General features: G+C 63.7%; 8 protein-coding genes. 2 read left to right on the top strand and 6 right to left on the bottom strand.

The window, feature by feature from the left end; genetic code table 11:
* Positions 1-45: 45 nt before the first annotated feature.
* From ccmB to ASC48_RS05670, 3 genes are all read right to left on the bottom strand, one after another.
* A complete protein-coding gene (gene ccmB / locus ASC48_RS05680) occupies positions 46-717 on the bottom strand; it encodes a heme exporter protein CcmB (RefSeq protein WP_055454783.1) in 672 nt (223 codons plus the stop codon).
* A complete protein-coding gene (gene ccmA / locus ASC48_RS05675; RefSeq protein ID WP_409842636.1) occupies positions 714-1,490 on the bottom strand; it encodes a heme ABC exporter ATP-binding protein CcmA in 777 nt (258 codons plus the stop codon). The genes ccmB and ccmA overlap by 4 nt, the downstream gene beginning before the upstream one ends.
* 100 nt (positions 1,491-1,590) lie before the next feature.
* Positions 1,591-4,383 carry a bifunctional aconitate hydratase 2/2-methylisocitrate dehydratase gene (locus ASC48_RS05670; RefSeq protein WP_055454782.1) on the bottom strand — a complete coding sequence of 931 codons (2,793 nt, stop codon included), beginning with the start codon at positions 4,381-4,383 and terminating at the stop codon, positions 1,591-1,593.
* Between the two features lie 519 nt (positions 4,384-4,902).
* Between ASC48_RS05670 and acnA the strand changes: the two genes are divergently transcribed.
* Positions 4,903-7,581: an aconitate hydratase AcnA gene (gene acnA / locus ASC48_RS05660; RefSeq protein ID WP_055454858.1), complete on the top strand. Its 2,679-nt coding sequence runs from the start codon at positions 4,903-4,905 to the stop codon at positions 7,579-7,581.
* Between the two features lie 136 nt (positions 7,582-7,717).
* Here acnA and ASC48_RS05655 read toward each other — a convergent pair whose 3' ends face one another.
* Positions 7,718-8,863: a hybrid sensor histidine kinase/response regulator gene (locus ASC48_RS05655; RefSeq protein ID WP_055454780.1), complete on the bottom strand. Its 1,146-nt coding sequence runs from the start codon at positions 8,861-8,863 to the stop codon at positions 7,718-7,720.
* 236 nt (positions 8,864-9,099) lie between these two features.
* On the opposite strand from ASC48_RS05655, the gene ASC48_RS05650 reads away from it, so the two are divergent.
* Positions 9,100-10,065, top strand: coding sequence for an AEC family transporter (locus ASC48_RS05650; RefSeq protein WP_055454779.1), 966 nt, complete (start codon positions 9,100-9,102; stop codon positions 10,063-10,065).
* A gap of 2 nt (positions 10,066-10,067) precedes the next feature.
* Here the strand turns inward: ASC48_RS05650 and gluQRS are convergent, their stop codons facing one another.
* Together gluQRS and ASC48_RS05640 are read right to left on the bottom strand one after the other, a co-directional pair.
* On the bottom strand, positions 10,068-10,934 hold the full coding sequence (gluQRS, locus tag ASC48_RS05645) for a tRNA glutamyl-Q(34) synthetase GluQRS (RefSeq protein WP_055454778.1): 867 nt from the start codon (positions 10,932-10,934) through the stop codon (positions 10,068-10,070).
* 74 nt (positions 10,935-11,008) lie between these two features.
* A complete protein-coding gene (locus ASC48_RS05640) occupies positions 11,009-15,826 on the bottom strand; it encodes an NAD-glutamate dehydrogenase (protein WP_055454777.1) in 4,818 nt (1,605 codons plus the stop codon).
* Positions 15,827-15,870: the final 44 nt, after the last annotated feature.

Raw genomic sequence — 15,870 nt, 5'->3', positions numbered from 1 at the left:
GCCCCCATCTGACCGCAATCACGAAAGCGTCATGCCCTGACGGGTTCAATCCGCCGCAAAGCGCAGCGCCGCCGCCGCCGCCACCGGCCCGAGAACAGCCGAGAACAGCGTCAGCGCGCAGAGGATCAGAAACGGCGTCATGAAGGGCACCGGGTCATTCACGGCAGCGTCCGCCGCGCTCACGCCGAAGATCAGCACCGGGATCGTCAGCGGCACCACCAGCACGGCGAGCAGCAGACCGCCCCGGCGCAGCGACACGGTCAGCGCCGCGCCAATGGCGCCGATCAAGGTCAGAGCGGGAGTCCCCACCAGCAGGGTCAGCGTCACCGCCCCCATGGCCACCGGCCCGAGGTTGAGGAAAACAGCCAGAACGGGCGCTGCCAGCACCAGCGGCAGGCCGGTTGCCACCCAGTGGGCAAGGCATTTGCCCAGCACCACCAGTTCCAGCGGCTGGCCGGCCATCAGCATCAGATCGAGCGAGCCGTCATCCCGGTCGGCCTGAAACAGCCGGTCGAGCCCCAGCAGCGCCGACAGCAGCGCCCCGATCCAAAGGATCGCCGGGCCGATGCGGGACAGGAGATTGAGATCCGGCCCGACGCCAAATGGAATGACCGTGACCACGGCCAGAAAGAACAGCACGCCGATCAGCGCCCCGCCGCCAACCCGGATGGCCAGGCGGACTTCGCGGGCAACAAGGGCGGAGAACCAGCCGCTCATGCCTCTTCTCCCTCGTCTGCGGTCTCATCACCCTGTTCTGGCCCCAGCTCTGGCGCAGCCAGATGCAGCGCATCGGCGGGATGCAGCGCAAGCTCGGAATGGGTGGCGGTGATGATCTGACCGCCTGCAGCCAGATGCGCGTTCATGAAACCGAGAAGCTGCGCTTCGGAGGCCTTGTCGAGGGCCGAGGTCGGCTCATCCATCAGCCAGATGGGGCGCGGTGTCACGAACAGGCGCGCCAGCGCCAGCCGCCGGGTCTGGCCCGCCGACAGATAGGCCGCGGGCAGGTTCGCGGTGTGGCCGATGCCGAGGCGGTCGAGAATATCCAGCGGCTGCAGCACCTCGCCGTCAAACCCCTCCGGCCGGGCCGGGACCATGAAGCTGCGCCAGAACTCAAGGTTTTCCAGAACGCTCAGGGCACGCTTCACCGCGCTTTCATGGCCGAAATAATGTGCGTGCTCGGCCAGGCTGCGCTCGCTGGCACCGCCTTCCAGCGTCAGCTTGCCCTCGCTCACCGGCACAAGACCCGCCAGCGTGCGCAGCAGCGTCGACTTGCCGACACCATTGGCCCCGGTGATAACCAGCGCCCGGCCCGCCTCAAGCTCAAAGCCCAACCCGGCAAACACCCGGCGCCCGCCCCGGTCCACGGCAAGTTTCTCGGCAATCAGTTTCAGAGGACAGCTCCGCGCTTCATTCCGGTCCTTGTTAGGATGCCCCCCGGACGATGGCAAGCAGCTAGAACTGCGTAGAGGGAGGGCAGAGCTGCGCCTCACAAGTGAACGGCCGCCGGTCCGGGTCAGATCCGATAGGATCCTCACCGGACGGGCGGCCGCTGAAAGTCAGGCCATCAGAGGCTCAGATGCTTCTGGCGGCTCAGAAGTGAACCGAGCGCGCCGTTGCCAGCTTTTCGACCGGCGGGGAGAACTTGGTCAGGTCAATCCCTTCCACGGCCTGCTTGTACTCGTCCACGTTGGGCGTGCGGCCCAGAATGGCGGCGAGCACCACCACAGGGGTGGAGGCGAGCAGGGATTCACCCTTCTTCTCGGCGCTGTCTTCCACCACACGGCCCTGGAACAGGCGGGTGGAGGTGGCCAGAACCGTATCGCCCTTCTCGGCCTTTTCCTGGTTGCCCATGCAGAGGTTGCAGCCCGGACGCTCCAGATACAGGATGTTTTCGTACTGGGTACGGGCTTTGCTCTTCGGCGCATTGTCGTCGAATTCGAAGCCCGAGTACTTCTGCAGAACGTCCCAGTCGCCTTCAGCCTTCAGCTCGTCGATGATGTTGTAGGTCGGGGCTGCCACCACGAGCGGAGCCTTGAACTCGACGGTGCCATGCACCTTTTCGAGGTTCTTCAGCATCTGCGCGACGATCTTGATGTCGCCCTTGTGCACCATGCAGGAACCGACGAAGCCCAGATCGACCTTCTTCTCGCCGCCGTAATAGGACACGGGGCGGATGGAATCATGGGTGTAGCGCTTGGACACATCCGGGTTGTTGACATCCGGGTCGGCGATCATCGGCTCATCGATCTGGTCGAGATCGACGACGACTTCGGCGAAGTACTTGGCGTTTTCGTCCGGAGCCAGCGCCGGCTTTTCGCCGGAGCGGATTTCGGCGATGCGCTTGTCGGCCTTGGCGATCAGGCCCTTCAGAACCTGAGCGTCATTATCCATGCCCTTGTCGATCATCACCTGAATGCGCGACTTGGCCAGTTCCAGCGAGCCGATCAGCGTCTCGTCATCGGAGATGCAGATGGAGGCCTTGGCCTTCATTTCTGCGGTCCAGTCGGTGAAGGTGAAGGCCTGGTCCGCCAGCAGCGTGCCGATATGCACTTCGATGACACGGCCCTGGAAGACGTTGTCGCCGAACTGGCTCAGCATCTGGGCCTGGGTGGCATGCACCACATCGCGGAAATCGACGTGATCCTTCATGGAGCCCTTGAAGGTCACCTTGACGGACTCGGGGATCGGCATGGTGGCTTCGCCGGTGGCAAGAGCCAGCGCCACGGTGCCCGAGTCCGCACCGAAGGCGACGCCCTTGGACATGCGGGTGTGGCTGTCGCCGCCGATGATGATGTCCCAGTCATCCACGGTGATGTCGTTCAGTACCTTGTGGATCACGTCCGTCATGGAGTGATAGACGCCCTTCGGGTCACGCGCGGTGATCAGGCCGAACTTGTGCATGAAGCTCATCAGTTTCGGAATGTTGGCCTGTGCCTTCAGATCCCAGACCGAAGCCGTGTGGCAGCCGGACTGATAGGCGCCATCCACCAGCGGCGAAATGACGGTAGCTGCCATCGCTTCCAGTTCCTGCGCGGTCATCAGACCGGTGGTGTCCTGCGAGCCGACGATGTTGACGCGCACGCGCACGTCGGAACCGGCATGCAGCACCTTGCCCGGCGCAACGCCAACCGCATTGCGGTTGAAGATCTTCTCCACCGCCGTCAGGCCCTGGCCCGGATGGGAGACTTCCTTGGCCGGAGAGAACACCAGCGGCGCTTCGACGCCCAGCGTTTCGGCCGCAAAGGTCTGCAGCTTCTTGCCGAAAACGATGGCATATGAGCCACCGGCGCGCATGGATTCCATCTTCTGCGGACGGAAGGATGCGGACAGATCGGCAAGCTCTTCCTTGCCGTCCTCGCTGTAGAGCTTCTTGGACTTGCTGTTGATCTTCAGCACGGTGCCCGTGTCGACCGAGTACTTCTGCACCAGAACCGGATTGCCGGCATTGTCGATGACCGGCTTGCCCTCGTCATCCAGCTTCTTGACCCAGTTCTTCAGGTCGATGCCGATGCCGCCCGTCACATCGACAGTGGTCAGGAAGATCGGCGAAATGCCGTTGGTGCCGGCCACGATCGGGGCAATGTTGACGAAGGGAACGTAGGGGCTCGCCTGCTTGCCGGTCCACAGCGCCACATTGTTGACGCCCGACATGCGCGAGGAACCGACGCCCATCGTGCCCTTTTCGGCGATCATCATGACGCGCTTGTCCGGATGCTGCGCCTGCAGGGCGCGGATCTCGGCCTGAGCGGCCTCGGAGATCATGCACTTTCCATGCAGCTCACGGTCGGAGCGCGAATGCGCCTGATTGCCCGGTGACAGCAGGTCGGTGGAAATATCGCCTTCTGCCGCGACATAAGTGACGACCTTGATCTCCTCCTCGACCTCGGGAAGCTTGGTGAAGAACTCGGCCTTGACGTAACTCTCCAGAATGTCCCTGGCGACCGGATTGCCAGCCTCGAAGGCGGCCTTCAGACGGTCGGTGTCGGCGGCATAGAGGAAGACCTGGGTCTTCAGCACTTCGGCAGCGTCACGGGCGATGGAGGCATCCTCGCCCAGCGCCAGATCCAGAAGCACGGCGATGGACGGGCCGCCCTTCATGTGGGACAGCAGCTCGAAGGCGAAGGCGCGGGAGATTTCCGGCACCACCTCGGTTCCCAGGATGATCTCCTTCAGGAAACGGGACTTTTCGCCAGCAGCGCCCGTTGTGCCGGGAATGGTGTTGTAGATGAAGAACTGCAGCGAATCGGCGCGGTGGGCGCTGCCCGTGTCCTTGATATTGGCAATCACCTCGGCGAGGAGCGCGGCATCCTCGATCGGCTTGGGGTGAAGGCCCTGACCCTTGCGGGTTTCGATCTCGGCGAGATAATCGGCGTAAAGGCTCATGGTGATCCCGGAATCCCTTGTTGGTCAGTGCCAACCTCCGGATCGCGGTCACTTCTGGCGGGCCGGGGCAAGCGGGCTGAGTGTTATTTTTCAGCGCGGTATACAATAGTATGCAATGTCATTCAAGCGCTTTCGATCACCCATAACCGGAATGCGGGCCTTTGTCCTTGACCCCTGTTGCCCTTTGAAAAATAAACCCAATATCTGATGTCGAAGCCTTTCACTGCGAGGTGTCCCGAAGGCCGGCCCAAAAGGTTGAAACAACACCTGGGAGACCGGTTCCAGTTGCAGATGCTGCGGGCATGACTCGCCGCAAAAGCCAAATCCGGCTATAGGGGCAGCATACATCAGCCTCTTGCCCTGCCCGCCTGCGGGCAGCGGCTGGGACTGTGCGGCACCAAAGGCGAGGCCCGGCAAGAGGCCAGTCAGATCCGGCTGCGGCCGGGACCAGAGATCTTTAATCCTCCGGGCAGGCACCATCCCGCCGCCGGGCCCGGTCTTGAGAGGAGAGTGCTCGACGTGACCCAATCCCTCGACAGCTTCAAGTCCAGGAAAACCCTTGAAGTCAACGGCCAGACCTACACCTATTTCTCCATTCCGGACGCCGAGAAGAACGGCCTTGAGGGCGTCTCCCGCCTGCCGAATTCGCTGAAGGTGGTGCTGGAAAACCTGCTGCGCTTTGAAGACAACCGCACGGTGACCGCTGATGACATCCGCGCGGTGGCGCAGTGGCTCGTCACCCGCACATCCGAACACGAAATCTCCTACCGCCCGGCCCGCGTGCTGATGCAGGACTTCACCGGCGTTCCGGCCGTGGTCGATCTTGCCGCCATGCGCGATGCGGCAGTGAAGCTGGGCGGTGACCCGAAGAAGATCAACCCTCTGGTGCCGGTGGATCTCGTCATCGACCACTCGGTGATGATCGACTATTTCGGTACAAAGGATGCCTTCTCGAAGAACGTGGAGCTGGAGTACCAGCGCAACCGCGAGCGCTATGAATTCCTGCGCTGGGGCCAGTCGGCCTTCGACAATTTCCGCGCCGTGCCCCCCGGCACCGGCATCTGCCATCAGGTGAACCTCGAATATCTGGCCCAGACGGTCTGGATCAAGGAAGAGAACGGCGAAACCATCGCCTATCCGGACACGCTGGTGGGCACCGATTCCCACACCACCATGGTGAACGGCCTTGCGGTCCTTGGCTGGGGCGTCGGCGGCATCGAGGCGGAAGCGGCCATGCTCGGCCAGCCGATTTCCATGTTGATCCCGGAAGTCATCGGCTTCAAGCTGACCGGCAAGCTGAATGACGGCATCACCGCGACCGACCTTGTGCTGCGCGTCACCGAAATGCTGCGCAAGAAGGGCGTGGTCGGCAAGTTCGTGGAATTCTACGGCCCCGGCCTCGACAACCTCAGCCTTGAGGATGCCGCCACCATCGCCAACATGGCTCCGGAATATGGCGCGACCTGCGGCTTCTTCCCCGTCGACCGCGAGACCCTTGCCTATCTGAAGGCCACCGGGCGCGATCCGCAGCGCGTTGCGCTTGTCGAGGCCTATTCGAAGGCACAGGGTATGTTCCGCGATGCGGCCTCCCCTGATCCGGTCTTCACCGATACGCTGGAACTCGACATCTCCACCGTCGTGCCCGCTCTCTCCGGCCCCAAGCGCCCGCAGGACCGCATCAACCTTGATGCCGTCGCCGCAGGCTTTGCCAAGACCATGGCCGACGAGTTCAAGAAGGCGGACGAGCTGTCGCGCCGTGTGCCCGTCGAGGGCCGCAGCCATGACCTTGGCCATGGCGATGTGGTCATCGCCGCCATCACCTCCTGCACCAACACCTCGAACCCGAGCGTGCTGATCGGCGCGGGCCTCGTCGCCCGCAATGCCCGCAGGAAGGGCCTCAAGGTCAAGCCCTGGGTGAAGACCTCGCTTGCACCCGGCTCGCAGGTGGTGACGGATTACCTCATCAAGGCCGGGCTTCAGGACGATCTCGACGCCCTCGGCTTCACCCTCGCCGGCTATGGCTGCACCACCTGCATCGGCAACTCCGGGCCGCTGGCACCGGAACTGTCGAAGGCGATCTCCGACAATGACCTTGTCGTCAGTGCCGTGCTCTCGGGCAACCGCAACTTCGAGGGCCGCGTAAACCCGGATGTGCGCGCCAACTATCTGGCCTCCCCACCGCTGGTCGTTGCCTATGCGATTGCGGGCAACATGACCATCAATGTTGCCACGGACCCGCTGGGCGAGGATCAGGACGGCAAGCCGGTCTACCTCAAGGACATCTGGCCCTCGACGGAAGAGATCACGCAGATCATTCGTGCCTCGATTGATGATGACATGTTCCGCAAGCGTTATTCGGACGTGTTCAAGGGCGACGAGCACTGGCAGGCAATCAAGGTGGAAGGCGGCATGACCTACAAGTGGCCGGTCTCCTCCACCTACGTGGCCAACCCGCCCTATTTCGAGGGCATGACCATGGAGCCCAAGCCCCTGACGGACATCGAGGGCGCCGCCGTGATGGGCCTGTTCCTCGATTCCATCACCACCGACCACATCTCTCCGGCCGGCAACATCAAGGCCAGCAGCCCGGCTGGCAAATACCTGTCCGAGCATCAGGTTGCCGTTACTGACTTCAACTCCTACGGCGCGCGGCGCGGCAATCACCATGTGATGATGCGCGGCACCTTCGCCAACATCCGCATCAAGAACCAGATGGTTCCGGGCGTGGAAGGCGGCGTCACCATGAAGGACGGCCAGCAGAAGTGGATCTATGACGCCTGCATGGAATATCAGGAAGCCGGCATCCCGCTGGTGATCTTCGCAGGCAAGGAATATGGCACCGGCTCGTCCCGTGACTGGGCTGCGAAGGGCACCAAGCTGCTCGGCGTGCGCGCCGTCATCGCCCAGTCCTTCGAGCGCATCCACCGCTCCAACCTCGTCGGCATGGGTGTCATTCCGCTGACCTTCAAGGAAGGCGAGAGCTGGCAGTCCCATGGCATCACCGGCAAGGAGCGGGTGACGATCAAGGGCATCGCAGACATCACCCCGCGCCAGATGATGAACGTGGAAGTGACCTACGAGGACGGCACGGTGAAGAACATCGAGTGCCTGTGCCGTGTCGATACGCTGGACGAGCTGGAATACATCAAGGCCGGCGGTATCCTGCACTACGTCCTGCGCAACCTCGTGCGCAGCTGACCATTTTTGAACGCAAAACGGAAAGGGCCGCTCCGCATGGGGCGGCCCTTATCTTTGCGCCGCCTCTCCATCGTCATACCGGACGCAGCGAAGCGCGAGCCGGGACGACGATGGAGAGAAATGGACAACTCCCCCCCTACCCCGTCCTCTCCTCCAGCCGCAGCTTATGGCGGGTGCGGGCGAGGTTGAGGGTCTGGTAAAGCTGCGAGGGGGAGATGGGCTTGGGCAGCACGTCATCGAACCCGGCCTGCCGCAGCTTGCGGTCACCCACCGACTCCAGCGCGGCCGTCACGGCAATCAGCGGCAGACGCGCGCCATCCGGCCCGAGGCGCAGGGCGGCGGCGGTTTCGATGCCGTCCATGCCGGGCATGTGCAGATCCAGCAGCACCCCGTCATAGGCGGTTGCTGCCGCCATGTTCACGGCCTGCTGGCCGGTGCCGGCCGCGTCACTGGTCATGGCAAAGGATTCCAGCAGCGCGGCCAGCAGACGCCGGTTGGTTTCGTTGTCATCGACGATCAGAACATGCGGCCCCGGCTGGGCTGTGCCGCCCTCCGGTGCCCTGCTCCCGCCTGGCAGCGGCAGATGCACGGAGAAACGGCAGCCGCCGCCCGGCGCATCGTCGAGATCCAGCCGCCCGCCAGCTGCCTTCACCACCTCCGCAGCCCCCCAAAGGCCAAGGCCCGAGCTGCTGCCGTCCCCGGCCCGCCCGGCCGTCCCGCGCGTGAAAGGGCGGAACAGGCGGCGGCGCTCCATGACGCCGATCCCCGGCCCGGTGTCGGTGATCTCGAGCAAAAGAGTACCCGCCTCCTCGCGCAGCACTGCCCGCACCTGCCCGCGCGGAGTGTAGCGGATGGCATTGTCGATGAGAACCATGGCCGCACGGCGCAGGGCCATCTGCACCTCCGGCGGACAGAAAAGCGGTGCTTCGGGCACATTGACGGCCAGTGCAAGGCCCTTTGCCTTCGCCAGCGGTTCAAAAAGACCGGCGATTTCCAGCAGAAGCCGCCCGGCGTCCGGCGTATCGGCCTGCTCACGCGCAGCCTTCGGCAAGGGTGTGAGACCTGCGGCGGCGCGGCCTTCGTTCAGCACGGCGGCAGTCATGTCTGCCAGGCCATCAATCGCCGAAATCAGGGTTGCGAGGCGCACCTGCTGCAGGGGGCTCAGCGGCTCCATACCGATCAGCTCCGCCGTCAGACGCATGGCATTGAGCGGCGTGCGCAGGTCATGGGCCATCAGGGCGAGCCGCTGGCTCTCGGGACTGCCCTTCTCCTTACCCGTCATGCTGTTCCCCTGCTGCCAGCGTCATAAGGGCTTCCGGTTGACCGGCAAGCCGTGCCTCTTCTACAGTTGTGCTTGTGATGCGGCTGCGCCGCCCGCCTGAATCGCGGTGTATCACCCCATTGTGTCACGGTGCCCTGGGCTGGTCCATGTGCCGTGCGCCCTCCGTTCTGCCTTGTCCGCAGCCCTCTGCTGCGCGCCGCTCTGAAATCCATCCCGGATGCATTCTGGAACCCGCCATGTTCGAGCAGATCCTGACCATCGTTGTCCCCGTTTTCGTGCTTGTCGGGCTCGGCTATCTGGCAGCACGCACCGGCCTGCTACCCCAATCCGTGGGCGAAGGGCTCGGCCAGTTCGTCTTCGTGGTGGCGATCCCTTCGCTCATCTTCAAGACGCTGGCAACGGTCTCGATGGATCACGGCTTTCCCTGGGCACTGTGGGCCGCCTATTTCAGCGGCGTTGCCCTCACCTGGGCCATTGCCACGCTGATCGTGCGCAAGATTTTCGCCCGTGATTCGCGCGCCGGCGTGATAGCCGGCGTTTCCGCCGCCTTTGCCAACACTGTCATGGTCGGCATTCCGCTTGTGTCTTCCGTGCTGGGCCCGGATGGCCTGCTGCCGCTTGTGCTGCTGATTTCCGTGCATCTGCCGGTGATGACCATCGTCATCGCCGTGCTGATGGAGCGGGCGGCCGCCGCCGATGGCGCAGGCGGGTCCCAATCACTCCCGGAACTGCTCAAGAAAATCCTCGGCAGCCTGATCACAAATCCGATTGTCGTGGCCATTCTGGCCTCGCTGGTCTGGCGGGTGTTCTCCCTGCCGCTCACCGGCATTGCGGGAGACGTGATCGACCGGCTCTCCTCCACCGCCCTGCCCGTCGCCCTGTTCTCACTGGGCATGAGCATGGTACTCTATGGCATCCGCGGCAATCTGGCACCCGGCATCATCCTGAGCGTGCTGAAGGTCCTGATGATGCCTGCCATCGTACTGGTGCTCTGCGCCTATGTCTTCGCCCTGCCGCCGGTCTGGACGGCGGCCATGACACTGACTGCCGCCTCTCCGACAGGTGTCAATGTCTACATCTTCGCCACCCGTTACGGCACGGGACACGCCATGTCGGCCAATTCCATCACCCTCACCACCGCCGCAGCCGTCGTCACCTGCGGGCTCTGGGTGCTGGCGCTGGACATGCTGGGGCTGATCTGAATTCAGATCCCGATCCGGCCGCGCACGTCGTCCACCGTCCACCCGGCAGCGCGCAGTTCCCGCAGGGCCGTGTGCCCCTCCGATTTCGAAAGTTTGCGCCCGTCCGCCCCCAAGATCAGCCGGTGATGGTGATAGCGCGGCTCCGGCAGGCCGAGCAGAACCTGCAGCAGCCGGTGCACGGCAGTGGCGTGGAACAGATCCTGCCCCCGCACCACATGCGTCACCCCCTGCCAGGCATCATCCAGCGTGACGGAGAGGTGATAGCTCGCCGGCGTATCCTTGCGGGCGAGGATCACATCGCCCCAGGCGAGCGGATCTGCCGCAACTGTGCGGCCCTGCCCTTGCCCCCCTTCTTCCTGCCAGAACAGCGGCCCGCTCAGCAGGCTCACTGCCTTGCGCATGTCGAGCCGGAGGGCAAAGGGGGTTCCGGAGGCCCGGCGGCGGGCGATTTCTGCCTCATCCAGCAAGGCCGCATCGCCAGGATAAAGCGGCGCCCCGTCCGGATCCCGCGGCCAGAGTTTTCCCTCAGCCTCCAACCGAGCTACAAAACCCCCGATTTCAGCACGGGTCAGATAGGCCTCATAGATCAGCCCCATCTCCTGCAGCCGGGCAAGAGCTGCGGCATATTCGCCGAAATGCTCTGACTGGCGGCGCGGCGGCTCTTCGTAGCCAAAGCCGATCCAGCGGAGATCCTCCAGCATCGCCGCTTCCAGTGCGGGCGTGCAGCGGGCCGTGTCGATGTCCTCGATCCGCAGCAGCACCCGCCCGCCCGCCGCTTGCGCAAGCTGCCGGTTGAGCAGCGCCGACAGGGCGTGCCCCAGATGCAGATACCCGTTGGGGGAAGGCGCGAAGCGGAAAACGGCGGTCATGACGCGTTATGGCAGGTATGCTGAGCCATGAAAAGCTGGTCCGGACTCAAGGCCCGGACCAGCAGAACTTTAGCTTAGCGCGCGATTTCCGCGAGCAGGCTTGCAGCGACCGAGAACTTGGAAACGCTGATCGTGCCTTCCAGAATCTCGCCCACCGAGCGGGTGGTGCGGGCCACGATGGCCTCATGCCCGGCCAGCCAATGGGCAAAGCCACCGGCCCTCAGCGCTGCCGCCGTCAGCTGGCGGTGCGCATCGGAAAGCGTTGCCAGGGCCCGGTCGAGCGCCAGCCCGTCGTAATAATCCGCAACCACCAGATTCCGTGCCCGGATAGCCATTTCGGCAATGCCGAAATGCGCCGCCACCTCGAAGAAGGTGGAGGCTGCCGCATCCAGTTCCGCCCCCGTGTCACCGGCGATGAGCACGATGTCCGGAATGGTCGCTTCCACCGGCAGCCAGGTGATGCGGCGGGCCAGCGGCTCCGGCACACCCTTGGCCACGTTCTCCTCTACTGCGGCGGCCAGAAGCGCTGCCTGTGCGGGCGTGACGGCCTTTTCCAGATGCGGCCGCATCGCGTCAATCCCGGCCCGGAAGCGTTCCACCACCGCCGCAATACCGTCCTTGAAGGAGACATGGCGGCGGAACCAGACCACCTGATCGAGGAACAGGTTCTGCACTTCGGCATAAAGCTCCAGCTGCACCTTGCCGTCGATCTTCGTGTCGAGCGCGTCAATTTCCTCGTTGAGGTCCGTCAGGCCATAGCTGTTGCGCACCGCAACGAAGCCGCGGGCAATCTCGGCGGCGCTGGCGCCCGTCTGGTCGGCAATGCGGGTGATGAAGGTCGGCCCGCAGCGGTTGACCATGGAATTCGCCAGCATCGTGGCGATGATTTCCCGCCGCAGCCGGTGCCCCCGGATTTCCTCGGCATAGGCGTCCGCCATCTGGTCCGGGAAGTAGCGGAAAAGTTCGCGCGCCAGATAATCATCGTCCGGCACGTCACTTTCCAGCAGCGCGTCATAGAGCGTGATCTTGGCATAGGCGAGAAGCACGCCAAGCTCGGCGCGGGTGAGGAACAGCCCGGCCTTTTCCAGCTCGGCCAGCGCCGCATCATCGGGCAGGAATTCCACCTGCCGGTCGAGATGGCCTGCCTGCTCCAGCTGGCGCATCATCCGGCCCTGATAGCCGAAGTCCTCCAGCCCGCGCTGTTCAGTCATAGAGATGGCGAGGGACTGCAGGTAGTTGTTGCGCAGCACCAGCTCCGCCACCTCGTCCGTCATTTGCGCCAGAAGCACGTTGCGGGCGGGAATGTCGAGCTTGCCCGACTGGACGGCAGCGCCCAGCGCGATCTTGATGTTCACCTCCATGTCCGACGAGTTCACACCGGCGGAATTGTCGATGGCATCCGAATTGGAACGTCCTCCATTGCGGCCAAATTCGATACGGGCGCGCTGGGTCATGCCGAGGTTTGCGCCCTCGCCAATGACTTTGGCCCGCACTTCACGTGCAGAGATGCGGATGGCATCGTTCGCCTTGTCGCCCGCATCGGCATCCGTTTCGGTGCTGGCGCGGATATAGGTGCCGATGCCGCCGAACCACAGCAGATCAACGTCGAGCTTCAGGATGGCAGTCATCACCTCCTGCGGCGTTGCCTTGGCCCGCGGGATGCCAAGCAGCTGCTGGGCTTCCTCACTGAGCGGAATGGACTTCAGCTGGCGGGAGAAGACACCGCCACCGGCGGAAATCAGGCTCTTGTCATAATCCGCCCAGGACGAGCGGCCCATATCGAACAGCCGCTTGCGCTCGGCAAAGCTGGACGCTGCATCCGGCGTGGGGTCGAGAAAGATGTCGCGGTGGTCGAAGGCGGCCACCAGCCGGATTTCCTTCGACAGCAGCATCCCGTTGCCGAAGACGTCGCCGGACATGTCGCCCACACCGGCCACGGTGAAGGGCTCGCTCTGGATGTCGCGGTTCATTTCGCGGAAGTGGCGCTTCACCGCTTCCCAGGCGCCGCGTGCGGTGATGCCCATCTTCTTGTGATCATAACCGGCCGAACCGCCCGAGGCGAAGGCATCGCCCAGCCAGAAATCCCGGCTGGTCGAAATGCCGTTGGCCGTGTCGGAGAAGGTTGCCGTGCCCTTGTCGGCGGCCACCACCAGATAGGGATCATCCTCATCGTGGCGCACCACATCCAGCGGCGGCAGGATCTGGTCGCCCTTGAGGTTGTCGGTCACATCAAGCAGCGAGCTGACGAAGATCTTGTAGGCTTCCGTGCCTTCGGCGAACACCGCCTCGCGGTCACCGCCCGCAGGCAGGCGCTTGGGCACAAAGCCGCCCTTGGACCCAACCGGCACGATCACCGCATTCTTCACCTGCTGCGCCTTGACGAGGCCCAGCACTTCGGTGCGGAAATCCTGCGGCCGGTCTGACCAGCGCAGGCCGCCGCGCGCCACCTTGCCGAAGCGCAGATGCACACCCTCGACACGGGGGCTGTAGACCGAGATTTCCCGGAAGGGCTTGGGCTGCGGCATGTCATCGATGCGGCGGGAATCGATCTTGAAGGCGAAGGCCTGCTTCGGCTTTCCGTCCGCATCCAGCTGGAAGAAGTTGGTGCGCAGAATGGCGTCGATGACATTCTGGAAGCGCCGCAGGATGCGGTCATCATCCAGGCTGACCACCGCATCGAACTCGGACGACAGCTCGTTCTCGATCCGCGCCGCATTGAGCGTGCGGTCTGCCTCGCTGAGCGCCGGATTGAAACGCACGTGGAACAGCTCGACCAGCTTGGCGGCAATGGCCGGGTAGTTGTTGAGCGTGGTCCACATATAGTCTTCGGAATAGCGGATGCCCACCTGGCGCAGGTATTTCGACAGGGCGCGCACCATGGCGATGTCGCGCCAGCCGAGGCCGGCCGTCAGCACCAGTGCGTTGTAGCCGTCGCTTTCCGCCTGCCCCAGCCACACGGCCATGAACAGGGCTTCGAGGCGGCCCTTCAGATCGGCCGAAAGCTCGATGCTGCCGCCCTTGGCCGCTTCCAGCGTCATTTCATGCAGGTAGCAGAAGGGCATGCCGGCCGGCGAGATGCGGTAGGTGCGCTCGTTGATGACCTTGAAGCCCATGTTCTCCAGCAGCGGCACGCGGGCCGACAGCGGGATCGGAGCTTCCAGATGGAACACCTTCAGCGACAGGCGCGTATCCGGCGCGCCGGAGCTGCGGAAGAAGGTGATCGCCGCCCGGCGGTCCTCCGACAGGCTCTCGATCTTCTGCACGTCCGCAAGCGCGTTTTCCGCGTTGTAGACCTCCTTGTAGCCGCCGTGGAAGGCGAGAGCATAGCGGTCCGACAGGCGCTCGGCCACATCCGGGCTGAAGTGTTCCTTGAAGGCATCCATCAGCCCGTCCGGCCAGGTGCGGATGATGGAGGCGACGGCCTTTTCCAGCTCGTCCTGGGCCACCGAAGGCGTCTTGCCGCCGGAACGGCCAATGATGAAATGCACCCGCGCCAGAGGCCCTTCCGGATAGGTCACATACCAGGCAGACAGGTGGCCATCGAAGACATGGGCGAAATAGGTGCCGATGTTGAGGCGCACTTCCGTGGTGTAGCGGTCACGCGGCACGTAGCAGAGGATCGAGACGTATCGGTCGAACTTCTCCGGCCGGGCCAGCACGCGGATGCGCGGGCGCTCATCCAGCTGCAGGATCGCCATGGCGAAGTCGTAGAGCGTTTCTTGATCAATCTGGAACAGCTCGTCCCGCGGGAAGGTTTCCATCACATTGGTGAGGGCGCGGCCCGAATGGCTGTCGGAATCAAATCCGGCCTTGGCCAGCACCTTGCTCACCTTGCGCCGCAGGAAGGGGATCGTGCCCGTCGGCTCGTTATAGGCGGTGGAGGCAAACAGGCCGACGATGCGCAGCTCGCCGGTCATCTTGCCGGAGGCGTCAAACATCTTGGTGCCGACATAGTCCATGTAGACGCGCCGGTGCACGCGGCTCTTCACGTTGGCCTTGGCGATGATCAGCGGGTCCGGGCGCATCAGGAACTCGCGAATCTCCGGGGTGATCTGCACGAACTCCCCGCCCCTCCGCAGAACGCGCATGTCCGGATCAGCCAGAAGGCCAAGACCGGTGCTGTCCACCGGCGTCAGCTCACCCTCGCCCGCGCCACCGTCAAAGGTATATTCGCGCATGCCGAGGAAGATGAAATTGTCATCGGCCATCCATTCAAGGAACTGGATCGCCTCCCACAGTTCGTTGCTGGAGCTGTCGGCCTGCGCGGTCTTGTAGGTGTTCACCGCCTTGGTCAGGCGCTTGCGCATGGCCTTCCAGTCTGCAACAGCGGCACGCACGTCATCCATGATGCGTGTCAGGCGCTGCTCCAGCCCGGCGCGGGCTTCTTCGCTCGCGATCCGGCTGACGTGGATATGGATTACGCTTTCCTGATGGTCTTCCCGTGCCGCGCCGCCCTTGTGGCCGCTGAAAGACACGAGTTCGCCCTGCGCGCCGCGCTCCACGTTGTAGATGGGGTGCAGCACCAGATGGACGGTCAGCTTGCTGTCATGCAGCTCGGCCATGACCGAATCCACCAGGAAGGGCATGTTGTCATTGACCAGTTCGATGACCGTCACCTCACCGGCCATCTTGCCCTTGGTCTTGAAGGACGGGTTCGTCACGCTGATGCGGCTGGTGCCCCTCGGGTGCGCGCTGAAGTCCTGGAATGCGGCACGCGCGAAAGCGGCCAGCTCGTCCGCCGAGTAGGCGACAAGATCTTCTGCAGCACCCTGCTGATAAAGTTCAGCGGCAAAATCCGGGAGACCGGCCCCTGCCGTCTCCGCATTTGACGTCAGAATTTTGCTCACCTCTTCAATGAGCTTTGTCTTCTGGATTTCCCGTGCTTGCGCCATCTCTGTCCTCCTGACCCGCGAATCAGCGGCGGCATGCTAGGCTG

The sequence above is a fragment of the Pannonibacter indicus genome (genome assembly GCF_001418225.1).
Lineage (GTDB): Bacteria > Pseudomonadota > Alphaproteobacteria > Rhizobiales > Stappiaceae > Pannonibacter > Pannonibacter indicus.
This window is presented reverse-complemented; position numbering and strand designations above follow the sequence as displayed.

Bases quoted from the DNA above. Each gene is read 5' to 3' on its own strand.
- ccmB (WP_055454783.1), bottom strand. From the start codon at position 717: ATGAGCGGCTGGTTCTCCGCCCTTGTTGCCCGCGAAGTCCGCCTGGCC.
- ASC48_RS05670 (WP_055454782.1), bottom strand. From the start codon at position 4,383: ATGAGCCTTTACGCCGATTATCTCGCCGAGATCGAAACCCGCAAGGGT.
- ASC48_RS05640 (WP_055454777.1), bottom strand. From the start codon at position 15,826: ATGGCGCAAGCACGGGAAATCCAGAAGACAAAGCTCATTGAAGAGGTG.
- gluQRS (WP_055454778.1), bottom strand. From the start codon at position 10,934: ATGACCGCCGTTTTCCGCTTCGCGCCTTCCCCCAACGGGTATCTGCAT.
- ASC48_RS05655 (WP_055454780.1), bottom strand. From the start codon at position 8,863: ATGACGGGTAAGGAGAAGGGCAGTCCCGAGAGCCAGCGGCTCGCCCTG.
- ASC48_RS05650 (WP_055454779.1), top strand. From the start codon at position 9,100: ATGTTCGAGCAGATCCTGACCATCGTTGTCCCCGTTTTCGTGCTTGTC.